Origin of the sequence: Bacillus sp. HMA207, assembly GCF_003402455.1 — a bacterium.
Lineage (GTDB): Bacteria > Bacillota > Bacilli > Bacillales > Bacillaceae_G > Bacillus_A > Bacillus_A cereus.
The window spans coordinates 1-24,657 of record NZ_BEZT01000003.1 but is presented as its reverse complement, the minus strand read 5'-3'; the positions used below and the strand labels follow the sequence as shown (position 1 = coordinate 24,657).

The following is a 24,657-nucleotide window of genomic DNA, read 5'->3' as shown; positions in this document are numbered from 1 at the left end:
AATATTAAATGTTTTTGAAAATTACTAACAATTCTGTTGGTTTTGTGGATAAAGTTGTCCACAGCAAAAAAAGTCCCTTATGTATAAGGGGCTTTTTTGCTTACTTCTATCAGTCGAGAAAATTATGTAATGAAAATGAATAATTAGGGGGGAAAGTTCTAATTATTCATTGTCACTTTAAATGCTTTTCGAGCGATATCCTGCTGCACGATCTGCTTTTTGAAATTCGCGTTGATAGAGAACTTCTTGTGTACTAGATAATGTGTTTTTTGCTTTATCACGTTTCTTTTTATCCATTACAAATCACCTCGTGTCTTAAAGTTACTATTTATCGTTTCCAAAGACATGAGGGGATATACGCATATGGAAAATGTTAACGATTGATTATCATTTCAGAAAATTTAGATTACGCTTCTTTTAATTGATGAGCATCTTGGAAGGTTGTATCTCGCATTGTAGCAAGTGTGTATTGATCTTTTGGAATTTCATATAAGTTATACACTTCTTCGTTTGCGTTAATTTCATCATATACGGCTTTTCTTGTTTCGTTTGCTAGATTCACATATTGCAGTTTTTCTGCAGCTTTAATAGAACGAATATTTATTTTACGAATACGCATGAAAATTGTTTCAATATCTAATTCATAGAAAAGTTCACTAAAAAATGAATCTTTTGCTAATTTGTTATAGCCTTTTCCATGATATGGTTTGCCAAGCCATGTCCCGAGAAATCCAGCTTTTTCTTGCACATCAAATAAAGTAATTGTTCCGATAGGGTTACCCCATTCATCTAAAATTGTGCGTGAAATTAATTCACCACGTTCTTCAGCTTCAATCGTTTGTTTTGTTAAGAATAAATATTCTTCATAAGAATAAGCCTTTTGACGCACAAAAGGGAAGACAGCTGGATCCACCATTAACTCGTATAGAACGTGGCTGTCGTGTAAGTCGCGTTTTTTCAACATACTAACTCCTCCTCACACGAGGGTAGCATGACGAAAAAACACCCCACCCTCGAAATTTTTATATCAATCTTTAAAAAATTTCGGGGTGGGAATCGAACCCACTAGAACCAGTTTCTAACGCTGGTGGCGCACCATTTGCCTTCCCCATTCATCAATTTGAAAATGATAATCACGACACAAATTGATTATGGTTTCATTCAGTTTATAATCGTATAATACTTTATCTAGTCAAAAAAATAAACTAGTTTTTTTTATTTTTTTTGTAAATTATTTTTCCATCAATCATAGTTAGTACAGGCTTGGCTAAATAATGGAAAGGATGATGAGTCCATAACACGAGATCGGCGTCTTTTCCAACCTCAATGCTTCCAATTCTATCCTCTAAACGCAAATTTCGCGCTGGGAATATGGTGATTCCTTCTAGTGCTGTTTTCTCGTCTAACCCTTCTCTTACTGCAACAGCGGCACAAATATTTAAATATTGAATGGGTGTATAAGGATGATCTGTTGTTATAGAAACTTCCACACCATTTTTAGATAATATATGGTAAGTATCCCATGTCTTGTTTTTTAGTTCGATTTTAGAACGACGTGTCAGAGTGGGACCAACTGAAACCTTCAAATTGTGTTTCGAAAGCTCTTCAACAAGAAAGTGTCCTTCTGTACAATGTTCAATACGTAGATCGAGGTTGAATTCCGTTGCAAAGCGTAGCGCAGAACTAATATCATCTGCTCGGTGAGCGTGGATACGTACGGGTATTTCACGACGTAATGCTTTTAAAATAGGAAGCATTCTAAAATCAGCTTCGTGCCCGTAGTGTTGTGCTTCATAGAATGATTCCCGAAGTAACCCCATAATCCCCATACGTGTAATGGATTCTTTTGTTCCATTACTATGGACTTTTTTAGGATTTTCTCCAAAGGCAATCTTTAAACCAGCAGGTTCTTGAATAATCATATGATCAATACAAGTTCCAGCTGTTTTTATTACACAAGTAGTACCCCCGATAATATTTTGACTGCCAGGCATAACGTGAACGGTTGTAATTCCGTTTTGTACAGCGTCTTGAAAGGCAATATCGAAAGGATGGATTCCATCTAAAGAACGAATATGTGGTGTTGAAACTTCAGATGTTTCATTGGCATCATTTCCAGCCCAACCAGTACCTTCATCATAGAGACCAAGGTGAGTATGGACATCAATAAAGCCAGGTAAGAGATGGAGTGCTCGTGCATCTATAACGGTCATATCTTGAGTAGGTTGAATAAAAGGTTTGACCTCGGTAATTCGCTCTCCTGTAACGAGTACATCTCCTTGAAACTTTTGAGATGTAATAGGGTATACAATGGCTTGTTTGAGCAATATTTTCATAGGTACCTCATTTCTGTTACTTTATAATGCTAATGGAAGTTAAGGGAAAGTAACTGAAAGGTTATTTGTATGGTAATGCTTAGGATCCTAGAAAATGAAAGTTTTGAAAGAGCCCATGTAAAATTGTGTTTTAGAAGTACTACATTGTATGCGAAAGTATATTTTGTAATGCATGGTCTATTGCCGGAAATGTGTATTGGTATCCATGTTCAATTGCCTTAATGGGTAATACACGTTGCCCTTCTAGTACAAGTATGCTCATTTCACCCAGTAAAGTTTGAATGATAAATGAAGGTACAGGCAACCAATGAGGTTTTTTCATTATAGTTGCAATGTTTTCTCCAAATTCCTTCATTCTTATGGGTGTTGGTGCTGTCATATTAAGAGGACCATCAATTTCTTTTTTGTGTATGATGAAATCCATCATACGAACGACATCGTCTATATGAATCCATGATAACCATTGCTTCCCAGAACCAATGGTGCCGCCGATATAGAATTGATAGGGAAGTAGCATTTTGGGAAGAGCTCCTCCATTTGCACCTAATACAACTCCAAATCTTGCGTAGATTGTTCGTATTCCGAGAGAACGTGCTTTAGATGCTTCTTGTTCCCATGAATATACTGTATTTGCTAAAAAGTCATTTCCAGGAGTCTCATGCTGTTCTGTAAAAGACTCTATTTCAGACGTTCCATAGTATCCAATAGCACTTGCGTTAATAAATGTGTGTGGTTTTGTATGGAGTGTCTGCAATTGTTTAATGATTCCTTTTGTTGTTTGAATTCTACTGTTTAAAATGACTTTCTTTTGTTGCTTTGTCCATCTACTATTAATAGACTCTCCGGCTAGATTAATAACTATATCAATAGAAGAGAGGGGGAAGGTTTGTAAATCTGGTGTCCATTGAACATACTGAAGGTTAGGATCGGAAGTTTCAGTAGTTTTTTTTCGTGTGAGAATGTAAACAGTATATCCTTTTTGAATAAAAAAAGTAGAAAGGGATTTACCGATAAAGCCTGTACCACCAGAAATTGCGATTTTCACAAGTATTTCCTCCTCATTATATATATTCTTGAAAAGAAAAAATGTTCCTCGACTATGTTAAAATAATAGAGAGGTGAGAGTATGGCTGTCATTACAAAAATAGAAGTACAAAAACGATCGAAAGAACGATTTAATATTTATATTGATAAAGGTCAAGGCGAAGAGTACGGATTTAGTGTGGATCAAGTAATCTTAATAAAACATGGATTACAAAAAGGCTTAGAAATTGATGAAATCGAGTTAGGAAATATTTTGTACAATGAAGAAGTACAAAAAGCATATTTACAAGCAATCTCCTATTTATCCTATCAAATGAGAACAAAACAAGAAATAGAAGATTTTTTACGAAAAAAAGAAGTGGGACAGGCCATCATCTCTGAAGTCGTTTCGAAATTATTACATGACCGATATATTAATGATAAAGAGTATGCTGTTTTATATACGCGAACGCAAAGTAATGTGAATCGAAAAGGTCCAACTGTTATTAAAAGAGAGTTATTAAATAAAGGTGTTCAGGATTTAATTATTACACATAGTTTACAAGAATATCCGAAGGAAAAGCAAATTGAGAATGCCTTGTTTCTCATAGAGAAGAAGAAAAAATCTTATCAAAAACATTCTTTTTTACAAATGAAACTAAAGTTAGATGAGATGCTTGTTCGAAAAGGATATTCTAGAGAAGTAATTCAAATTTGTTTGGAAGAATTGAAAGACGAAAAAGATGACGAAAAGCAACAAGAAGCGTTACACTATCATGGGAATAAATATTATGAGAAATATAAGAAGCATGATGGATGGATATTTGAAAACAAGATGAAACAAGCGTTATATCGAAAAGGATTCTCTATTGATGAAATCGAGATATTTTTGCAAATGAAACGCGAAGAGGAATGAGGAGAATAAGATGAATATGCCAAAACGCTACAGTGAAATGACACCGCATGAGCTAAGGGAAGAAATTGGCGCTTTGAAGGAGCAAGCAGTAAAAGCTGAGCAGCTTGGGATTGTCAATGAATTTGATGTATTAATGAGAAAAATGGCAATGGCTCGTGCTTATATGACGGATGTAAACAAATTCCGTATTGGTGAAACATATGAATTAGTAGAAGAACCTGGTGTATTATTTAAAATTACGTATTTCAATGGGGTATTTGCTTGGGGATATAAGCAAAATGATAATGAAGAGATTGGCATACCAATTTCCTTATTGCAAGAAAAATAAAAACCAGAGAGCATATATCTCTCTGGTTTTCATCTTTGGTAGGCGTTAAAGGAGATAGGAGATTCTAAAATTGGCGTTTTTTACATTCATTTGCCAATATAATGAGAGACTGGGTTTGTTGCGTCTGTCCGTTAACTTGTGCTTTCGCATGTTTTGGACGAGTCCACGTATGGTTAAATAATTCAGAACGACTATCTAAGCGATCACGGTAGCTCATCTTTATCACCTCGTGTAGGAAGTTAATTTAATTTGTACTATTCTTCCTGCTGATTTGCAGCACGCATACGTTCTTGTGGGTGCGTGTTAATTGTGCCGTTAGGTCGTTTCGAAGCGAAGCGTGATTTCGCTTTCGGTTGACCGTCGATTTTGCTGTTGTTTTTTGACTCAGACCAAAATTCGGCTTGTTTACCCATTGCGAACGCCCTCCTCATTATCGGTTGATACCTCTTTAAGAAGTATCAATTATAGAATGTGCAAAATTGAAGAAACTATCCTTTAGAAATGAAGGGATAAATAGGTAAAAGGAGATTATAATATGAATGATATTTATGAAACATTAACGAAAGAATTATTAGACAAGAATGACAAGCTTTCTTACGCACAAGCTCGTGCGTGGGTTGAGTTACTATGGGAAGATTTTCAAACAACTTATGCAAAATCAGGTCGTTATCAAGGCGATGAAATGACGGAACAAGTGGTACGATCATGGATTAATAATCATGGTGTACGCCTTCATGAAATGCGGACAAATAATCCGAAGTATAGTCATTTAATTAATCAAGAAGATCATTTGAAACATTAAAAAAAGCGACTTAAGTCGCTTTTTTTAATGTGGAAGTAATTCCAGTTTTTTTCGAAGCTTTTCTTCACTAAAGATCCATCCTGTATAGGAACTAATAATATTTAAATTGTGGTCGAGCTGAACGATTGCAACAAATGGATAATAATCTTTACTTCGATATCGTAAATCAATGAATCGTACTTCATAATAATGGTCATGATCAAAAATATCCCAGCGATATACAGGAGAGAAAGATAGGAAGGCTGAAATGTTTTCATCTTGTTTAGCTGCTCGCATAATATTATTGTCTGGGAACGGTACCCGATCGAACTTATCATATATCATGATGTTACCACGGTGCCATCTCGCAACGTAGTAATAATCAGCCGTAACGACTGCTAAATGGTAATGATAAAATCGGTAAGAAGGAGAAATGATAATCTTTTCGACATTTTTGAAACGTTTGTGTACAACGCTTCTTATATTTCTGTGCATCATAATCCGTCCGATATAGTAAACAATCATTAATATATATGCCGCTAAAGCTGTATATCCCTTATGAGAACCGACGAGCATGCAAGCAATTGCAAGTATATGGATAAAGAAAATTACGGTATCGAATGTATTAATTATGCCAAGTGCGACCCATTTTTTTGTGAAAGGTCGTAATGCTTGTGTACCATAGGCGTTGAAAATATCTACAAAGACGTGAAGAAAGACGGCAATAAATGACCAAAGTAGTAGATGAAGATATGGAGCTTCTGAAAAGAAGGCGAAAGAGATGCCACTTATAAGGAATGACCAAAGAATTACCGCAGGAATAGAATGAGTAATCCCACGATGATTTCTTATATATTTAGCGTTATTACGCAATTTTAAAACTGTGTCAATGTCAGGAATGTTGGAACCAGCAATTGTAGCAAGCATAACAGCTTGGGGGCCAATATCACTTTGTGCTATGGCTGGATCTAATGTTGCTAAGCTACCTAAAGTGATACCCATAACAAGGTGAGTGGCTGTGTCCATAGAAATCCACCTCCGTTTTTTATTAATGTAACTCTTTTTATTCGATACCTCAAGTCCTTTGCCTTCTATTTCCTATGTCATCTTACTTAAATTTTTTCCTAAAATCTTTATAATAGTACTTATATGCAAAAAAATGAGGGGGATCAAGTTTGACACTTGAAATACTAAACAATTTTAATATAGAGCAGTTTCAAAATGATTTAATTGGTTGGTTTGAAGAAGAACAGCGCGACTTACCGTGGAGAAAGAATAAAGATCCATACCGCGTTTGGGTTTCTGAAATTATGTTGCAGCAAACAAGAGTAGAAGCTGTAAAACCATATTACGCAAATTTTATGGGGAAGTTTCCTACACTTGAAGCGTTAGCGAACGCTGATGATGAAGAAGTATTAAAAGCATGGGAAGGTTTAGGATATTATTCTAGAGCACGTAATTTACATGCGGCAGTAAAAGAGGTAAAAGAAGTATACGGCGGGGTTGTACCAAGTGATGTAAAGAAAATTGAAAAGTTAAAAGGAGTAGGACCATATACAAAAGGTGCTATTTTAAGTATCGCATATGGTATACCAGAGCCGGCAGTTGATGGAAATGTTATGCGTGTATTATCTCGTATTTTATCAGTATGGGATGATATTGCAAAACCAAAGACTCGAAAAGTTTTTGAAGAGATTGTGCGTGAAATTATTTCAGTAGAAAACCCATCTTATTTTAATCAAGGATTGATGGAATTAGGTGCATTGATTTGTATTCCTAAAAATCCATCGTGCTTACTTTGTCCTGTGCGTGAGCATTGCAGAGGATATGCTGAAGGTGTTCAAAAAGAATTACCAGTAAAAAGTAAAGCGAAAGCTCCTAAAATGGTACCTATTGTTGCAGGCGTACTTCAAACTGAAGACGGTCGTTACGTTATTAATAAACGTCCAAGTACAGGTTTGTTAGCTAACATGTGGGAGTTTCCTAATGCTGAACTTGGAGAAGGTATTCGAAATCAGAAGGAACAGCTTATAGATTATATGAAAGAAAAATTTGAGCTCGAGGTTTCTATTGATGAATACGCAATGAATGTACAACATACGTTTACACATCGTACTTGGGATATATTTGTATTTTACGGAAAAGTAACCGGTAATATTGTTGATACAGATACATTAAAATTTGTATCGAAAGAGGTATTTGAGCAATTACCTTTCTCAAAATCACACCGTACTATTTATGAAAATTGTGTGGAGAAAATTACAATGCAATAAATAAAAAAGTGTTCCCAATCTAGGGAACACTTTTTTAATCGTAAGAAATTTTTGTTCCATGAGTCCAACTAGCTTCACCTTCTTGTAAGCCGCCTCTTGATTCGATTTCTACTACAATTTCTTTGTAAATACTTTGCCCTTCTACATTTAAATAAGGCAGAACCTGTTGTAGTGAGTGATGAAAATAAGCTAATTCATCTTCTTTCCATTCATTTTTTGAAATCATCGTTAGTTCAGTCATATCGCGTCCTATATACATATTTCCACCTCCATTTCTTATAGTTTGAATAAGTAACAAAAGATATATGCGGAAATTATTCAAAAGAAAATTACGGATAGCTTCTAAGTGAATTGGTTACATTATTGATTGTGGAGGTGAGAAAGATGAGTAAAAAACAACAAGGTTATAACAAAGCAACTTCTGGTGCTAGCATTCAAAGTACAAATGCTAGTTATGGTACAGAGTTTGCGACTGAAACAGATGTACAAGCTGTAAAACAAGCAAACGCACAATCAGAAGCAAAGAAAGCGCAAGCTTCTGGTGCACAAAGTGCAAACGCTAGTTATGGTACAGAATTTGCAACTGAAACAGACGTGCATTCTGTGAAAAAACAAAATGCTAAGTCAGCTGCAAAACAATCACAATCTTCTAGCTCAAATCAGTAATGAAAGAAAAACACTTCTCTAATTCGGGAGAAGTGTTTTCTTTTTGCGTGGATCGTTGTAATGAAAAGAAAGCGAACGACATAACTTCTAATAAGTCAACAAATGTAGTCAAAGGAGAAGGAAGTTAACAATTAGAATTATGTAATTAGGAATAATAACTGATGAATAAGTCCAAAAGGGGGTAAGTAATGAACGATTTTGATAAGTTGGTAGGGGAGCAATTAGAAACGATGGATGAATTGTTAAAGTTACAAGCACATCTAGAGAAGTATCAACAAATTGAAATGAATGAAAAAGATACGTGCGATAAAAAAGAACTGCATTTTATCCGCCAGGAAATATATAGAACAGAAGTAGCGTTGAAGATGTTACATGAGAAATTTGAAGAACAAACGAATAGTGTAATTCAATCTTTTGCAACTGAAAAAATGATTTCAAATTTAGGATAAGATATATTGTTATCTTTAGGTGAAAAGTCCTTCTTTGTATGGAAATAGAGAAGGGCTTTTTCTATTACATGTCCTCGCTTATAAATAATACAGTACAATCCTTTTATCTCCTAAGAAGCGGTGGGGCATAGTATTCAACGATAAACCTCCTGCATATTCAGTTTGAAAAATAGAGTCTTATCCCTTTAGTTTTAAAATTTCGACAAAAAAGTTATAATAGAAAAAAAGGGAATGCCGTTCAAAGGGCATTTGCAGTTGAAAGAAGGGAGCATATATGGGATTTCCCAAAGAAGGAGAAAAAGTACAAATACATAGTTATAAACATAATGGCTCCATTCATAGAATGTGGGAAGAAACAACAATTTTAAAAGGGACACAGAGTCTTGTAATCGGAGCGAATGATCGTACAGTAGTTACAGAATCGGATGGCCGAACATGGATTACTCGTGAACCAGCAATTTGTTATTTTCATGCCAACTATTGGTTTAATGTGATTGGGATGCTTAGGGAAGATGGCGTATATTATTATTGTAATTTAAGCTCACCTTTTGCGTATGATCCTGAAGCATTAAAGTATATTGATTATGATTTAGATATTAAAGTATATCCAGATATGACATATACGCTTCTAGATGAAGATGAGTATGAAAAACATAGTGAAATTATGCAGTATCCACCTGTTATTGATACAATTTTGAAACGAAATGTAGCACATTTAACACAGTGGATTCATCAAAGAAAAGGTCCATTTGCACCAGATTTCGTAGATATGTGGTATGAACGATATTTAATGTACAGAAATTAAAACAAACCTGCAGGGGGCTTCCCGGCAGGTTTGTCCTATTAGAGGGGGGATTATGTGCAAGGCATAAAAAGATATTTACAATTTGTTAAACCATATCGATGGCTTATTGCTATTACAATTATTATTGGACTAGTTAAGTTCGGTATCCCACTTATTATGCCGTGGTTATTAAAGTATATTATCGATGATGTAATTCAAGGCGCTGGCTCACTTCAAGATAAAACATCTCAATTAATAACAGCGATTGGAATTGCTTTCTTTATTTTTGCGGTATTAAGACCACCGATTGAATATTATCGTCAATATTTCGCCCAACGTATCGCAAATACAATACTGTATGATTTGCGGAAGCATATTTTCGGTCACTTACAAAAGTTAAGTTTACGTTATTACTCCAATACAAAAACAGGGGAGATTATTTCGCGTGTCATCCATGATGTAGAACAAACGAAAGATTTTGTAATTACTGGTTTGATGAACGTCTGGTTAGATACTGCAACAATTGCTATTGCTATCATTGTTATGTTTTCTATGAATATAAAATTAACATTTGTTGCGTTATTGATTTTACCTATTTATGTAATTGCAGTGAAATATTTTTTCGGACGTCTTCGGAAATTGACGAAAGAGCGTTCACAAGCGTTAGCGACGATGCAAGGGTATTTGCATGAACGTATTCAAGGAATGCAAGTGACACGTAGCTTTGCGTTAGAAGAGTATGAGGGGAAGCAGTTTGAAAAAAGAAATAATGAATTTTTAACGAAAGCATTAACCCATACAAGTTGGACGGCAAGAACATTTTCGGCAGTAAACACGTTAACCGATTTAGGTCCGTTACTTGTGATTGGTTTTGCAGCATATGAAGTAATTCAAGGGCAGTTAACGCTAGGAACGATGGTAGCTTTTGTTGGATATATGGATAGTTTATATAGTCCGCTTCGCCGCCTTGTTAATTCATCTACAACATTAACACAATCTTTTGCATCGATGGACCGTGTGTTTGAACTGTTAGATGAAAAATACGATATTGTTAATGTACCAAATGCGGTACAAACGAAAAAATTAAATGGAGAAATTGTATTTGACAATGTTTCTTTTCGTTATAATGCAGATGAAAAAGAGATATTACACAACTTGTCATTAACTATGCAACCTGGAGAGAAAGTAGCGCTTGTAGGAGCGAGTGGGGGAGGAAAGTCATCTCTTGCTAGTTTGATCCCGCGTTTCTATGATGTTTCTGAAGGCACGGTTTATGTAGATGGCATAGATGTAAGAAAGTATAATATGAGAAATTTGCGTAGTCATATTGGAATTGTACTGCAAGATAATTTATTGTTTAGCGATACAATTGGAGCTAATATTTTATATGGAAATCCGAAGGCTACAGAGAAAGAGGTGATTGCAGCTGCTAAAGCTGCGCAAATTCATGATTTTATTATAGACTTACCAGATGGTTATAATACTGTCGTTGGAGAACGTGGTGTGAAGCTATCGGGCGGGCAAAGACAACGCGTGGCAATTGCACGAGTGTTTCTAAAGAATCCTTCGGTACTTATATTAGATGAAGCAACTTCAGCATTAGATTTAGAAAATGAAAGGTATATTCAAGAGGCGCTTCAGACGTTAGCTGCTGACCGGACAACGATTATAATTGCACATCGATTAGCGACGATTACGCATGTTGATACGATTATTTACATTGAAGACGGTGAGATTAAAGAGACTGGTTCTCATGAAGAGTTAATGCGAAAAAGAGGATTTTATTACAATTTATATCAACTTCAACATATAACAGAAACAGCTCCTTTAGCATAAAAGGAGCTGTTTTTTATTCGTCTTCTTTTTTATCATCGATTTGGAGTTCTTTTTCTGGTTTATGGTATGTGTAGAAGCTATCTACAAGCAAATCTAAATGCTCTACTTCTTCACTATAGTTAATAATGGAAGAAATAAGAGGGAAGAGATGTAACCACGTTTTATATGCTTCTTCATCGTCTTTATTTTGATATTCCATAAAGATATCAATTAATTCTTGTTTACCTGTTTCAACTTCATCAAGCATTTCAACTGATTGTTGTTTTTTTGCTTTACCAATAAATTTTAATAAAACTTGTTCATGATAATGCGTTAATGAGTCAAGTTCGTTTTGGATAGATTCCTGAAATTCTTCCGGCATATAGCGCAGTTCATTTTCAGTACGGTGTAATGATTTTAACGTACTTAAAGCACGGCTTGTTGTCGCTAACATTTGTCTGAATAAAACGAGCTTACGAATTTTTGCGAACTTTACTTTTTTCGTGTAGCTTCTTTCTTCTTTATACAGCAAATAGTAATGGTTTAGTTTGATCATTTTTTCTTTCATACGATCAATATCAGTTTTTAGCGTTGTAAAATCAGAAGCCTGCCTGCTATTCATTCGAATCCATTTTACAATTTCTTCTGTATTATCAACGATACGATGATAAAGTTTTGTTTCATATTTTGGCGGCATAAATACTAAATTTACAAGTGAAGCCGCAATAATACCAATCATAATCGTCGCAAATCGAAGTAAGGCAAAACTAAAGAAATCTTCCCCTTGATACTCCATAATGGCGATAACTGTTACTAAAGCAATTGATATTGTGTTTTCTAATCGTAATTGTAATGTAAGAGCAATTACTAATATACATGTTAATCCAATAATAAAAGGATTATGTCCAAAAGCAGTAGCAAATGCGATAGCAAATATCGCACCAATTACATTTGCTTGAATTTGTTCAAGTGCTGTTAAATAAGAACGGTATACAGACGGTTGGACAGCAAAGATAGCTGAAATTCCCGCAAATACCGGACTCGGTAATTGAAGTAAAATACAAGCAAATAAAGCTAACGTGATGGCAATACCCGTTTTTAAAATGCGAGCACCAAGTTTCATACCCTTAATAAGATCCTTTCTCTTGTCATAATGAATGTACAACATGATACTATACATTCATTACAATATGTTAGCAAGTGATATTTTAGTGACGTTAAAAGAAATTAGTGTTCATTTTATCCCGCTAATTGTGAGTAGTAAGATTCACGCCTCAAAATTCAGAAGCTGGATGCCGGTAAACGTCCGATTGGTGTAGGCTAATTAAAGTTTCACTTTATAATTTTTCCTAATTCCTTTTAAACATCAGTTTTTAGTAAAAAAACCTGCTGAATTTCAGCAGGTCTCAAATTGTTACTATAGATTACTATGAGAAGCGTACTTCGTCAATTTTTTCTTAATAATGAAAATTACTCATTTTACTCTGTTGAGATAGATGGATCTGCCTGTTCTTTTTTCGGGATAATCTCAAAAAACTTGTTCTGTATATCATCTAATAATGGTGTTAACAAAGCAACTTCCTCATATTGCTCGTGCTCGTTTAGTACACGAATATAGTCTAGCAATAATTCAGTTACATCTTTCAAACCATTTTTACTAATTGGTTGTAATGTAACATTTGCGCCTTTTGCGATTCTTCTTTTTAAGGCCTGTTCTGTTAAGCCTAAGTTTGAATCACGACGCAAATAAACAACACCGCCAGTCATGCCAGCGCAAATCCATGGACCAGGGTCACCTAAAACAAGCGCTCGCCCATTTGTCATATATTCAAAAGCAAAACCTTTAATATTGGAGTATGCACCTATATTTCCTTGCTCTTTTTCACGGAGTGGTTTTGTTATTCTACCTCCAATTATCATGTCTGCCCCAGAAAGGCGAATGCCAGCGCGAGCATCAGCGTTCCCTTGCACGTATAGTGCCCCTTTTTGTGCACCATATCCAAATCCTTTTCCGACAGAACCGTTATAATATACTCCGTCTTTTCCTTTTGATTTCGTTATATAAATCCCACCACCAAAGGAAGTTTTACCAATGCCATCTTGTGCGCCGCCATTTACGTGTATAAATAAATTTTCACTATTGTAAGCACCTAACCCATTTCCGGGAATAGAACCATTCGTATACTTTAATGTAAGTGGTTCAAGTTGAGTAGCTTCATATAGTTTACTGCGAACGCGATAACATGATTCTAGACCACCCATAACGCGTTGCTCTACACCAACGCCTACCAATTCTTTTGAGTCAGCGGAATGAACTGTCTTAAATTGTTTTTCCGGTACGCCTTCTGTTGTTGTAACAGATGGATGTTCTATTATTTGTAGTAAATTACGTAAGTTTAATAAATTTTCGCCTCGAACTTGCTCTAATAAATCAGAACGCCCAACAATTGCTTGTAAATTTGTATAACCAAGCTGTCCTGTTAATCGTTTTAGTTCTACACCGAAAGAGGTGAATAAATTTAGCAGGCCAGCAACTGCGCTTTCTAATTCGCGTGGGACGAAGCGGCGTAACCCATGTTCTTTTGCTTGTGCTTCAGACTCGATTTGTGTCGCAATTCCAACATGGCAAGTATCTAGATGGCACCCACGGCAAGTAGTACAGCCGATTGCAATCATTGATAGTGTGCCAAATCCAATACGGTTTGCTCCGAGGAGCATGATTTTCAAGGCATCATTTACACTTCGAATACCACCATCTGCCCAAATCTCTACTTTATGTCTCATGCTTGCTTCTAATAAAGCGTTGTGAGCGGCTTTAACACCAATTTCTACAGGGAGACCTACATGCTGCAATGCGTGAATACGTGCAGCGCCTGTTCCGCCATCGAATCCGCTAATGTTAATAAAATCAGCGCCAGCTTTGGCGATACCGACAGCAATTGTTCCGATATTAGGAACAACAGGGACTTTCACGGCTACTTTGGCAAGTTGATTAGCTGTTTTAATTTCTGTAATCATTTGAGCTAAATCTTCAATTGAATAAATATCATGGTTATTAGAAGGTGAAATTAAATCTGAGCCGATTGTCGCATTACGTGCTTCAGCGATTTTGGCTGTCACTTTTGAACCAGGTAAATGCCCACCTTCCCCAGGCTTTGCGCCTTGACCGATTTTGATTTCAATTAAGTTTGATGAGTTTAGTAGTTCGGCATTTACTCCAAATCGCCCAGATGCCACTTGTTGTCCACGTGTATGTGGATATTTTCCAATCATATCTTTAATTTCGCCGCCTTCACCGTTCAAGCTAATCATATTTAGCTGATCGGCTGCTTCTGCATATGCGCGAAAGGCAATTTCGTTTTGAGAACCAAATGACATAGAACTAATAATAAATGGTAAATTATGATTTTTGATGCCGATAGATACTTCTTCAGTTGGAACGACATGTTTTGTTTGTTTCGTTTGAACAAGGTGTCTGATTGCAATTGGATTATTCTCTTCTAGTTCACTTAACTTGTCACGGTAATCATCATAAGAATTTCCTTTTGCAACATCGCCGATTGCTTTCCAAATTCGCGGGAATATATGAAATGATTTTCGCATTCTAATTTTAGGATTGTTATAATCCTCTGCTCGTATTTTTGCATCTTCAACAAGTGATTCAAGTGAAAAGGCTAAATCATTTGAACCGAAGAAATTTGTAATCTGTAATATATTTGCGATTTCTTCATGTAACCCAATAGATGAATAGAGACGTCCGTAACCACGTAACTCATGAATTCCAATTGTTGAAATGACTTTTTCTAATCCTTTATTAAGTGCATTATATAGATTCGTAATTGGTGTTTTTGTTCCATCATTTACAGTCGCGAATAATAAATATGGATTAATACCATCTGCTCCTAATCCATATAGCGTGACAATGTCATGTAAGGAGCGAAGAGCACCAGAACGTATAACGAGAGAACAATTGCGGCGTAATTTATTTTCACTTAATGCTTGATGTACTTTAGCAGTAACTAAATGTGGATCAATCCACAATCGTTCATTTAGATGGGCTTTTGCGTCATCTAATACTAGTAGGGAAGCGCCATTGTTAACAGCAGCTATCGCTTCAGAACTAATGCGGCTTAATGCGCATTGCAGAGTTTCTGACGAGCTGAATGTAGCAGAGATTGTGGCGATAGAGTTATGAGTCTTAAATAGCTCTATGAGTTGTTCGTACGTAATTGTGTGTAATTCCTCTGCAATAGGTTGTGCCACACTGCCTTCTAAAATAATTGGTGAAAGCATTTCAACTACAAATGGCCGTTTTGCGCCGCTTAATAAACTTGGACGCTCTCCAAGTACAGTACGTGTAGAGAAGTGTTCAATTTCACGGTCACGGTCAATTGCAGGGTTTGTAACAACAGCTACACTTTCTTTAATAAAGTCAGCGATATTTCGTCTATCAGTATCGAGTGCGGCAAGTGGTGAGTCATGCCCAAGTGAGCGTATTGGCTCAACGCCTTTTGTTGCCATCTGTTCAAGAAGTTGAATATGTTCTCGGTCCCATCCGAAAGCGACGTATTGTTTCGTTTCAACTTGAACAGAATCACATAGCCCTTGGATTTTTTTCGTTTCAGGGATAGATAAATTTAAATGGTAATTGGTAGTATCAATTCGCTTTTTAAAACGGTTATATACTTGGATTTGATATTTGTCATATTCATAAAGAACAAGTTCATCTTGTTCATTCCATTTTAATCCGACTTTTTCTCCAGGAGCGAGTGGTTTTGGTTCTGCTACATATTTAGTTGGTGATACAACTCCAGGTTCAGAAGAGAAAATATAAGAGCTCTCTGTCTCTACTTTCCATACTGGGCGTAATCCAAGGGAATCAACGCTGAAAACAGCTTCATCTTTAAAACGGGAAATGATGCCAGCTGGTCCTTGTGCAAAATGTCCCCATGCTTCACGTATATACGTATATAAATCTTGTAAAGGTGTTTCATAAAGTTTAATTTCATTAATAATTGGTGGGAATAGAATTTCCATTGCTTCAAATAAGCTGTAGCCGTATTGAACAAGTAGGGTTTCTAAGGTGCGGTTTAAATCTTGAGAGTCACTGCCTCCTGCAGTAAGTGGTACATCAATCATTTCAGCTTGATCGCGTAATTTCGCAATTGTGTTAATTTCACCATTATGTCCGAGAATGCTAAATGGTTGTACACGAAAAAAATTAGATAATGTATTAGTAGAGTAGCGGTTATGTCCTAATGTCATAGTTGAAGCGATAAGCGGATGTTGTAAATCATTATAGTAGGCAACAAGCGTATCACCAGCACCTAGAACTTTATATACAACATGATCATGACTTAATGAAGCAACATGAATTGCTTCGTTTTCCTCTATTTTTATTGTGACAGAAAATAATGTTTGCTCAATATTTGTAATTTCGTTTTCTGCGATAAGGGCAACTTGCCAAAATAAAGGTTCTTCTTGTTTACCAAGTGGACCGAGCGCATCTGAGTTTGTTGCATCATCACTTTCGAAAATGATTGCAAAGTTTTTGTTGTTTAATTGCGTACGAATATAATCTTTTAAGGCAGTAATGTTTTCTTTTTTATTTAGAAAAAAATGTCCAACGATAAAGTGGGGATGATCCACAATCGTTGGATTATATCCGCTACTTTTTAGTTTTTCATTCCAAAGCGTTTTTGGTATATCAATGTGAATGCCGATGCCATCGCCCTCGCCATTAATGAAACCAGCTCTATGATTCATTTTGACGAGTGATTGTATGCAAAGGTCAATGTTTTCTTTTGTAGCAATTTTTCGTTTCTCCATAACGGAAACGATTCCACACGCATCATGTTCTGCATTTCTATAATCTCGAAATAAAGACGGTGTCCATGTATTTTTTTTATTGAGCATCCGTCAATCCCCCCTCTTGTAAAAGTTAGAATAATCTTACTATTTAAGGTGCAAATCACCTTGTACACAGAGATAGTAATGCTGTAAAAGAATATAAAACAGATAATTATGAATAATTATACTATTAATGCGTGATTTATGAAATAGAAAAAAGGAAAAAAGAAAGGTGAGCTTTCTTTTTTCCTTTTAATGAAGGGATTATTTATTGTCTGCTAGGGCAGCAAATGCTCTGCCGACAGCTTCGATTGTATATTCAATATCTTCTTTTGTATGTTCTGTAGTTAAGAACCATGCCTCGTATTTAGAAGGTGCTAAGTTAACTCCTTCTTGAAGCATAAGCTTGAAGAATTTACCGAACATTTCACCGTCTGTATCTTGTGCGGCATCGTAATCTTCAATTGTATTAGTTGTGAAGTATACAGTTAAAGCCCCTTTTAGACGATTTAATGTAATGTCGATATTATGTTTCGCTGCTTGCTCTAAAATTCCTTTTTCAAGCATTGCACCAAGTTCATCTAATTTCTCGTAAAGCCCTTCTTGTTGAAGTACTTCTAGACAAGCGATACCTGATGCCATAGAAGCAGGGTTTCCTGCCATTGTACCAGCTTGGTATGCAGGTCCAAGCGGAGCAACTTGTTCCATAATTTCTTTCTTACCACCGTAAGCACCGATTGGTAAGCCGCCGCCAATAACTTTACCAAGCGCTGTTAAGTCGGGTGTAACACCAAGTAAGTCTTGAGCACCGCCGTACATAAAGCGGAAAGCAGTAATAACTTCATCATAAATTACTAGTGCGCCAGCTTCGTGAACAAGTTCATTCACTTTTTCAAGGAATCCAGGTTTAGGCTCTACAATACCGAAGTTTCCAACGATCGGTTCTACAAGGATAGCTGCTACTTCATGACCCCATTTATCTAAAGCTTCTTTTAAAGTTTCTACATTGTTAAATGGAACGGTAATAACTTCTTGTGCGATACTTTGTGGTACGCCAGCTGAGTCAGGAGTTCCTAAAGTAGAAGGGCCAGATCCAGCTGCCACAAGTACTAAATCAGAATGACCGTGGTAACAACCAGCAAATTTCATGATTTTTGTGCGACCTGTATAAGCACGAGCAACACGAATCGTTGTCATCACTGCTTCTGTACCAGAGTTTACGAAACGGACTTTATCTAATGCAGGCATTGCTTCTTTTAACATTTTTGCGAATTTTACCTCTAGCGCTGTTGGTGTTCCATAAAGTACCCCATTTTCAGCAGCTGTTGTAATTGCTTTTGTTATATGCGGATGAGCATGTCCAGTAATAATAGGGCCGTATGCTGCTAAATAATCGATATATTTATTTCCGTCTACATCCCAGAAATAAGCGCCTTTCCCACGTTCCATAGCAACAGGAGCGCCGCCGCCAACTGCTTTAAAAGAACGAGAAGGACTGTTAACACCGCCAACGATATGCTCTAAAGCTTCTTTATGTAATGCTTCTGACTTTGTGAAATTCACTACAATTCATCTCCTTACAAAAATCTATGTATTATTCTAACATGTTTTTCGAAAAGACGTATTGTTTGTGATAGCGAAGGCAGTTGGGTAAACTATTCGTTGTGACATTTAGGAGGGGGGTCCGATTATGAAATCGGTAATTGAGGTACAAGGGTTACGTAAAGAGTTTACAGCCTATTCAAGTCGTCCGGGCTTAAAGGGTGCATTTCGCGATTTATTAAACCGTAATTATAAAATAGTACCAGCAGTAAATGATGTATCTTTTGCTGTAAAGCAAGGTGAAATGGTTGGTTATATCGGTGAGAACGGTGCTGGTAAATCAACAACAATTAAAATGCTTACGGGGATTTTAACTCCGACATCAGGGCAAATCACAGTAAATGGAATGAACCCACATAAACAAAGAGAAGAATTTGTAAGAACAATTGGTGTTGTTTTTGGACAGCGTTCGCAACTTTGGTGGGATATTGCAGTACAAGAATCGTTTCGTTTATTAAAGAAAGTGTATGGTGTATCAGACGCTCAGTATAAGGAGCATATGGAACACGTAATTGAAACGTTAGATATAGGGCCCTTATTAGATAAACCAGTTCGAAAATTATCTCTTGGTCAAAGGATGCGTTGTGAATTAGCGGCAGCCTTAATTCATAATCCACCGTTATTATTTTTAGATGAGCCAACAATTGGGTTAGATGTACTTGTGAAATTGAAAATACGTGAATTTTTAAAAGAAATGAATGAACGTTATAAAACAACAATTTTATTAACAACACACGATATTACTGATATTGAAGCTTTATGTGAGCGCGTTATCATGCTGGATGAAGGAAATATTATGTATGACGGTTCTTTAAATAATCTTCGTACGCAGTGGGGAGCGGAGAAGGAAATTCACTTTCAGTTTGTTGCACCAGTTTCCTATCAGGCTTTATCAATGGTTATGCCAGATAATCATGTCGTTTGGTCGAAAGCAAAAGAGGAAAATGCATGGGTTGCAAAAATTCCGAATGAAGAAGTTATTATTTCAATGCTTATTTCTAAAGTAGTACAAGCCTTTCAAATTAAAGATTTAAAAATTAACGAAGTGTCTACAGAGGAAATTATTCGTAACATTTATGAAGAAGGTATTACGCATGGGTAAGTATATTGAAATGATTCGAATTCGCTTTTTAATGATGCTTGCGTATCGTACAAATTACTATAGCGGGATTTTAATTTATACGATTAATATCGGTGCTTACTATTTTTTATGGCAAGCAATTTATAGCGGAAAAGAGAATATTGAAAGTTTATCTATTTCGCAAATGACCACGTATATCGCAATCGCGTGGATGGCACGTGCCTTCTATTTTAATAATATAGATAGGGAAATTGCGATGGAGATTCAAGAAGGACGTGTGGCTGTAGAATTAATTCGTCCTTATAACTATTTGGGAATGAAAGTTATGCAAGGTCTTGGCGAGGGAATATTCCGTTTTGCCTTCTTTTCCATTCCAGGCATGGTTATCGTTACGTTATTATTTTCGTTGCAAATTACAACAAATTTTCAAACGTGGTTATATTTCTTCTTATCTTTAATATTTAGTTTTATTATTAATACACAAATTAATTTAATGACGGGAATGCTTACGTTTTTCCTATTTAATAATAGTGGGATTATGTATGCAAAACGCGTTGTTATTGATTTATTTTCAGGTCTATTATTACCAATTAGTTTTTATCCGCTATGGGCCCAAAAAGCAATGATGTTTTTACCGTTTCAGGCTATTAGTTATATTCCAAGTATGATTTTTTCTGAAGGTATACAGGGGAGTAAGTTGTATGAGGCTTTAGTATTTCAAGTGATTTGGGCGATTGTACTTATTATTCCAATTGTACTCATGTGGAGAACGGCGAGAAAACGTCTAATTGTACAAGGGGGATGATGAGATGCTATATATAAACTTATTTTTACAATATGCAAGTCAATATATAAAAACAAAATTGGAGTATCGAGGCGATTTTATCGTTGGTTTACTTTCTGATTTATCGCTTCAAGCAGTTAATTTAATATTTATTCTCGTTGTATTTGGGCATACACAAGCATTGAAGGGATGGAGTCGAGAAGAAGTAATCTTTATTTATGGTTTCTTTTTAGTACCATTTGCCATCTTTTCAGCTTTCTTTAATATATGGGATTTTAATGATCGATACATTATTAAAGGGGAGATGGATCGTGTATTAACGCGGCCGATCCATAGCCTATTTCAAATTATATTAGAAAGAATGGAACTTGAATCTTTAATTGGAGCTATTACAGGGATTGTTGTAATGGGATATGCAGCTGTGGAGTTACAATTATCTTTTTACTGGTATGATTTCTTCTTATTTATATTGATGGTAGGAGGAGGAGCACTTGTATATGGAGGTATATTTGTTATGCTGGCGAGCCTTGGTTTTTGGTCGGATGCGAAAAGTTCAATTATGCCTCTTATGTATAACATAGGTAATTACGGGCGCTATCCTGTTAATATTTATAATCGTGTAATTCGTTTCATTTTAACGTTTGTTTTACCGTTTGCGTTTGTTGGAGTATATCCAGCGGCATACTTTTTAAGAAAAACAGAATGGAATAGTTATGCATTTGCGACGCCAATTGTTGGTGTTATCTGTTTTACGATTGCAATCACCCTCTGGAACCAAGGGGTAAAAAGGTATCGTGGCGCGGGTAATTAATTATAGAAGCTTGTTCGTTTCTAAGGGATAAATCAGTTCTCCACCTCATACATATAAAATGAGGTGGAGGACATGTTATGGGGATTTATTCTATTAATTGCAGCAATCGCTATTTTGAAAAGTGTCCAATTATTATGGAGTTCCTATTCGGATTCAACGCGTTTTTTTTCGCTCTATAATTTGGCCACATTATTTTTAATCTATACAACAGTACTAATCGCATTTGGATTAAGTTACGTTGTATTAGAGGAAATGGGTTTCGCAGTTTTGAAAGAGGACGGAGAAAGTTTGAACGCTCATTCTTTTCAACTCGTCGAAGTTTGTTTATATTTTAGCGCAGTTACTTTATTGTCTGTTGGATATGGTGACATATCTCCGATTGGAATGGGGCGATGGATTGCAATCGCAGAAGCGCTAATTGGATATACACTCCCTTTTGCTTTTGTGATGAGGTCTGTAATAGACAATGAAAAATAAGGAAGCATTTGTTATAGTAAAGGAAAAGAGTAGGAGTGATAACTATGATTACAGTAGGAGAAATGGCACCAGAATTCACATTAGAGGGAAGTAACGGAGAAGAAGTTCGCCTAGCTGATTTCCGCGGTAAAAATGTAGTTCTCTATTTTTATCCGAAAGATATGACGCCAGGGTGTACAACTGAAGCATGTGATTTTCGTGATGCGTATGGAGTATTTCAAGAGAAGGATACGGTTATTCTTGGAGTAAGTCCTGATTCAGCGAATAGACATTTGAAATTCATTGAGAAACATGAATTGCCATTTACACTTTTAGTAGATGAAGATCATAAAGTAGCAGAGTTATACGATGTTTGGAAGTTAAAAAAGAACTTTGGGAAAGAGTATATGGGAATCGAGCGTTCTACATTCCTTATTAATAAAGACGGTGAACTTGTAAAAGAGTGGCGTAAAGTGAAAGTGAAAGGACATATTGAGGATGTTCTTTCTTATATAAAATAAATCTACATTGGAGATAAAATATGCAGAAACAAGGCAAGTGTCTATACATATTTTACTGCCTTACATAAAGTGGAAGTGTAGGGCATACCTCCTCAGATGATAGTATTCCAAGTGCGATTATGTCGCACTTTTTTCTATGGAATATATGAAGAAAAAAGGGAAAGATACATAAAAACAAGTCCTGAATATAAAAATAAACTACATACTTATAGTAGAAATATTGACGATTTATAAGAAAAGGAGTACACTCTTTATAAGAATTATAAAATAATAATCCGTATAGAATCGGGGTGCATGACGGTGGTCAAAGAAGAATTAAAAGAAGCGCTAGAAATGCTGAAAAATACGGGTGTACGCATTACTCCACAGCGTCATGCTATTTTAGAGTACCTTGTGGAATCAATGACGCACCCAACAGCGGATGATATTTATAAAGCATTAGAAGGTAAGTTTCCAAATATGAGTGTTGCAACTGTCTATAATAACTTACGTGTGTTTAAAGAGGTTGGACTTGTAAAGGAATTAACTTATGGAGACGCTTCAAGTAGATTTGATTATGTTACAAGTCAACATTATCATGTGATTTGCGAAAAATGTGGTAAGATTGTTGATTTTCCTTATGGAGGCTTGGAAAAGCTGGAAGAGGAAGCTGCGAAAACGACAGGCTTCGTTATCAATAGTCATCGCTTAGAAATTTATGGCGTTTGTCCAGAGTGTCATAAGGCGTAATATATAATAAAGAAAGAGGCTGACGGCTATACGTCAGCCTCTTTCTTTATTATATAAGGATTAGCGTGAGGTTAATCGGGATTTACAGTGCTAAGTTAGTAAGAAGGGTTAGATAAAAGTTTGTCGAATTTACTTTGTATTGGTGGAAATGAATTCTTGGAGGGGACATTTTGAAGAAATATGAGATTAAAAATAACATTCCAACATTGGAAGAATATAAATATTTATGTGATTCTGTGGGATGGACTAACTATATGAACTTTGAGGTGGCGGAAATATCACTTCAAAATTCGATTTACTGTATAACAGTCAAGGATAATAATCAAATCATCGGCATGGGGAGAATTGTTGGTGATGGGGCTATCTATTTCTATATTCAAGATATAGTGGTTCATCCAGAGTATCAAAAGAATGGTATTGGAAAGAAAATAATGAATACTTTAGTAGAATACTTAAATGGGAATGCTCCAGATAAAGCATTCATTGGTTTGTTTGCGTCGCAAGGTAAAACATCATTCTACGAAAAATATGATTTTAAAGATTATTCGCCTAATATGACAGGGATGTTTACTGTTATTTCGAAAAAATAGGTGTAATAAATTTAATAAAACAATTAAAAAGTTGATTTTTTAAGAAATCAACTTTTTAATGAGTTGAAACGTTTGTAGTGTTGCAAATTCGTATTTCCCTTGATACTTATGATTTATAACTCTTCTTATTATACTTTTCATCAAATTCTTTTCCTTCTAGATCTCGATCTAGTGTTAAAGGTTGATTGCAGTGCATACATGCATCGACACGGCCGAGCATTTTGGTTGGCTTATCACAGCTTGGGCAAATAATTTGGATAGTCTTAGTAGATAACATACCAATCCAAAAGTAAACGACAGTGCTAGCGATAACAGCTAAAAAGCCAACCATCATAAACGTTGTCATAATAATAATGTTTTCGCGGAAAAAGACACCTAAGTATGCAATGAAGAGGCCGATAAATACTAAACTTAATGCAAAGGTCCGGATTTTATTGATTTTGTTTGAATACTTAATGCTCATTCTCACCACGCTCCTATACTAATAATATAACATAAAATTTAGAATTTTCACTCTCGTGTAAATTGATAAAGAGATAAGATATGAAATGAATAGGAGGGGAGCCAAGAATGAATGGACGCTATAATGATTTTTACAGCGGATTTTAAGTTTTTAACGGGATGTGAAATTTTTTTATAAAAAGTATTGACCCTGTATATACTGCATGATATATTAATAACCGTCGCTGATGCGGAAACGCAGAAAACGACAAAAAAGAAATTAAAAAACTTAGTTGACATTGAAAAATGAAGATGTTAACATAAGGAAGTCGCAAATGAGCGACCAAGTAGTTCTTTGAAAACTGAACGAAACAAACAACGTGAAACGTCAATTTTTATTTTAGATGCTAGACAAACTAAC

Annotated in this window: 27 protein-coding genes; 15 read left to right on the top strand and 12 right to left on the bottom strand. The window is 35.7% G+C overall.

Translation table 11 applies throughout. The annotated features are described in order from the left end of the window. Nucleotides 1-177 precede the first annotated feature (177 nt). From HMAS_RS23690 to HMAS_RS23675, 4 genes are all read right to left on the bottom strand, one after another. Nucleotides 178-297, bottom strand: a complete 120-nt coding sequence (locus tag HMAS_RS23690; protein WP_000358482.1) for a YfhE family protein — start codon at nt 295-297, stop codon at nt 178-180. A gap of 109 nt (nt 298-406) precedes the next feature. After that, nucleotides 407-964 (bottom strand): GNAT family N-acetyltransferase, encoded by a 558-nt coding sequence (locus HMAS_RS23685; protein ID WP_000914737.1) that lies wholly within the window; start codon nt 962-964, stop codon nt 407-409. 241 nt (nt 965-1,205) lie between these two features. Continuing rightward, nucleotides 1,206-2,336 (bottom strand): amidohydrolase, encoded by a 1,131-nt coding sequence (locus HMAS_RS23680; RefSeq protein ID WP_000698317.1) that lies wholly within the window; start codon nt 2,334-2,336, stop codon nt 1,206-1,208. Between the two features lie 139 nt (nt 2,337-2,475). After that, entirely contained in the window at nt 2,476-3,381 is a 906-nt protein-coding gene (locus tag HMAS_RS23675) for a TIGR01777 family oxidoreductase (RefSeq protein WP_000684379.1), read from the bottom strand. A gap of 81 nt (nt 3,382-3,462) precedes the next feature. Between HMAS_RS23675 and recX the strand changes: the two genes are divergently transcribed. Together recX and HMAS_RS23665 are read left to right on the top strand one after the other, a co-directional pair. Next, the gene (gene recX / locus HMAS_RS23670; protein ID WP_048558596.1) at nt 3,463-4,275 is read left to right on the top strand and encodes a recombination regulator RecX; all 813 of its coding nucleotides are present in this window, start codon (nt 3,463-3,465) and stop codon (nt 4,273-4,275) included. A gap of 10 nt (nt 4,276-4,285) precedes the next feature. Then, nucleotides 4,286-4,603 (top strand): YfhH family protein, encoded by a 318-nt coding sequence (locus tag HMAS_RS23665; protein ID WP_001057025.1) that lies wholly within the window; start codon nt 4,286-4,288, stop codon nt 4,601-4,603. 64 nt (nt 4,604-4,667) lie between these two features. Here HMAS_RS23665 and HMAS_RS23660 read toward each other — a convergent pair whose 3' ends face one another. Both HMAS_RS23660 and HMAS_RS23655 read right to left on the bottom strand, forming a co-directional pair. Then, entirely contained in the window at nt 4,668-4,820 is a 153-nt protein-coding gene (locus HMAS_RS23660; RefSeq protein ID WP_000122093.1) for a YpzG family protein, read from the bottom strand. Between the two features lie 37 nt (nt 4,821-4,857). Continuing rightward, entirely contained in the window at nt 4,858-5,016 is a 159-nt protein-coding gene (locus HMAS_RS23655) for a small, acid-soluble spore protein K (RefSeq protein ID WP_000517891.1), read from the bottom strand. Nucleotides 5,017-5,138: 122 nt separating this feature from the next. Here HMAS_RS23655 and HMAS_RS23650 point away from each other — a divergent pair, with 122 nt between their 5' ends. Beyond that, complete coding sequence (locus HMAS_RS23650; RefSeq protein WP_000998166.1) at nt 5,139-5,405, top strand: YfhJ family protein; 267 nt, start codon at nt 5,139-5,141, stop codon at nt 5,403-5,405. Nucleotides 5,406-5,429: 24 nt separating this feature from the next. Here the strand turns inward: HMAS_RS23650 and HMAS_RS23645 are convergent, their stop codons facing one another. Continuing rightward, nucleotides 5,430-6,410 (bottom strand): metal-dependent hydrolase, encoded by a 981-nt coding sequence (locus HMAS_RS23645; RefSeq protein WP_000379112.1) that lies wholly within the window; start codon nt 6,408-6,410, stop codon nt 5,430-5,432. A 149-nt stretch (nt 6,411-6,559) separates the two neighbouring features. Here HMAS_RS23645 and mutY point away from each other — a divergent pair, with 149 nt between their 5' ends. Continuing rightward, the gene (mutY, locus tag HMAS_RS23640) at nt 6,560-7,657 is read left to right on the top strand and encodes an A/G-specific adenine glycosylase (RefSeq protein ID WP_000171397.1); all 1,098 of its coding nucleotides are present in this window, start codon (nt 6,560-6,562) and stop codon (nt 7,655-7,657) included. A 34-nt stretch (nt 7,658-7,691) separates the two neighbouring features. On the opposite strand, the gene HMAS_RS23635 is transcribed toward mutY, so the two are convergent. Continuing rightward, nucleotides 7,692-7,916, bottom strand: coding sequence for a hypothetical protein (locus HMAS_RS23635; RefSeq protein ID WP_000275436.1), 225 nt, complete (start codon nt 7,914-7,916; stop codon nt 7,692-7,694). Between the two features lie 125 nt (nt 7,917-8,041). Here HMAS_RS23635 and HMAS_RS23630 point away from each other — a divergent pair, with 125 nt between their 5' ends. From HMAS_RS23630 to HMAS_RS23615, 4 genes are all read left to right on the top strand, one after another. Continuing rightward, the gene (locus HMAS_RS23630; RefSeq protein ID WP_025687085.1) at nt 8,042-8,323 is read left to right on the top strand and encodes a gamma-type small acid-soluble spore protein; all 282 of its coding nucleotides are present in this window, start codon (nt 8,042-8,044) and stop codon (nt 8,321-8,323) included. Nucleotides 8,324-8,511: 188 nt separating this feature from the next. Next, nucleotides 8,512-8,772 (top strand): YgaB family protein, encoded by a 261-nt coding sequence (locus HMAS_RS23625; RefSeq protein WP_000997575.1) that lies wholly within the window; start codon nt 8,512-8,514, stop codon nt 8,770-8,772. Between the two features lie 274 nt (nt 8,773-9,046). Then, nucleotides 9,047-9,577, top strand: coding sequence for a nucleoside tri-diphosphate phosphatase (ntdP, locus tag HMAS_RS23620; protein WP_000506622.1), 531 nt, complete (start codon nt 9,047-9,049; stop codon nt 9,575-9,577). A gap of 54 nt (nt 9,578-9,631) precedes the next feature. After that, nucleotides 9,632-11,392, top strand: coding sequence for an ABC transporter ATP-binding protein (locus HMAS_RS23615; RefSeq protein ID WP_001161598.1), 1,761 nt, complete (start codon nt 9,632-9,634; stop codon nt 11,390-11,392). Nucleotides 11,393-11,405: 13 nt separating this feature from the next. Here the strand turns inward: HMAS_RS23615 and HMAS_RS23610 are convergent, their stop codons facing one another. The 3 genes from HMAS_RS23610 to hemL form a co-directional block, all read right to left on the bottom strand. Continuing rightward, nucleotides 11,406-12,494, bottom strand: a complete 1,089-nt coding sequence (locus tag HMAS_RS23610; protein ID WP_000765787.1) for an aromatic acid exporter family protein — start codon at nt 12,492-12,494, stop codon at nt 11,406-11,408. A 356-nt stretch (nt 12,495-12,850) separates the two neighbouring features. Beyond that, entirely contained in the window at nt 12,851-17,287 is a 4,437-nt protein-coding gene (locus HMAS_RS23605) for a glutamate synthase-related protein (protein ID WP_000932758.1), read from the bottom strand. A 198-nt stretch (nt 17,288-17,485) separates the two neighbouring features. Then, nucleotides 17,486-18,784, bottom strand: coding sequence for a glutamate-1-semialdehyde-2,1-aminomutase (gene hemL / locus HMAS_RS23600; RefSeq protein WP_001011863.1), 1,299 nt, complete (start codon nt 18,782-18,784; stop codon nt 17,486-17,488). 127 nt (nt 18,785-18,911) lie between these two features. Here hemL and HMAS_RS23595 point away from each other — a divergent pair, with 127 nt between their 5' ends. The 7 genes from HMAS_RS23595 to HMAS_RS23565 all read left to right on the top strand — a co-directional run bounded on the left by HMAS_RS23595 (nt 18,912) and on the right by HMAS_RS23565 (nt 23,795). After that, on the top strand, nt 18,912-19,925 hold the full coding sequence (locus HMAS_RS23595; protein ID WP_044306600.1) for an ABC transporter ATP-binding protein: 1,014 nt from the start codon (nt 18,912-18,914) through the stop codon (nt 19,923-19,925). After that, nucleotides 19,918-20,709, top strand: a complete 792-nt coding sequence (locus HMAS_RS23590) for an ABC transporter permease (protein WP_000521519.1) — start codon at nt 19,918-19,920, stop codon at nt 20,707-20,709. Before HMAS_RS23595 ends, HMAS_RS23590 begins: the two co-directional genes overlap by 8 nt. Before the next feature lie 4 nt (nt 20,710-20,713). Then, the gene (locus HMAS_RS23585) at nt 20,714-21,499 is read left to right on the top strand and encodes an ABC transporter permease (protein WP_044306599.1); all 786 of its coding nucleotides are present in this window, start codon (nt 20,714-20,716) and stop codon (nt 21,497-21,499) included. A 72-nt stretch (nt 21,500-21,571) separates the two neighbouring features. Then, nucleotides 21,572-21,976 carry a potassium channel family protein gene (locus tag HMAS_RS23580; RefSeq protein WP_044306598.1) on the top strand — a complete coding sequence of 135 codons (405 nt, stop codon included), beginning with the start codon at nt 21,572-21,574 and terminating at the stop codon, nt 21,974-21,976. 44 nt (nt 21,977-22,020) lie between these two features. Next, complete coding sequence (bcp, locus tag HMAS_RS23575) at nt 22,021-22,476, top strand: thioredoxin-dependent thiol peroxidase (protein ID WP_000633710.1); 456 nt, start codon at nt 22,021-22,023, stop codon at nt 22,474-22,476. Nucleotides 22,477-22,776: 300 nt separating this feature from the next. Further along, the gene (gene perR, locus HMAS_RS23570) at nt 22,777-23,205 is read left to right on the top strand and encodes a peroxide-responsive transcriptional repressor PerR (protein ID WP_000237829.1); all 429 of its coding nucleotides are present in this window, start codon (nt 22,777-22,779) and stop codon (nt 23,203-23,205) included. Nucleotides 23,206-23,375: 170 nt separating this feature from the next. Then, entirely contained in the window at nt 23,376-23,795 is a 420-nt protein-coding gene (locus HMAS_RS23565; protein WP_000759737.1) for a GNAT family N-acetyltransferase, read from the top strand. 106 nt (nt 23,796-23,901) lie between these two features. Here the strand turns inward: HMAS_RS23565 and HMAS_RS23560 are convergent, their stop codons facing one another. Continuing rightward, nucleotides 23,902-24,258, bottom strand: a complete 357-nt coding sequence (locus HMAS_RS23560) for a YgzB family protein (RefSeq protein ID WP_000025058.1) — start codon at nt 24,256-24,258, stop codon at nt 23,902-23,904. Nucleotides 24,259-24,657 lie beyond the last annotated feature (399 nt).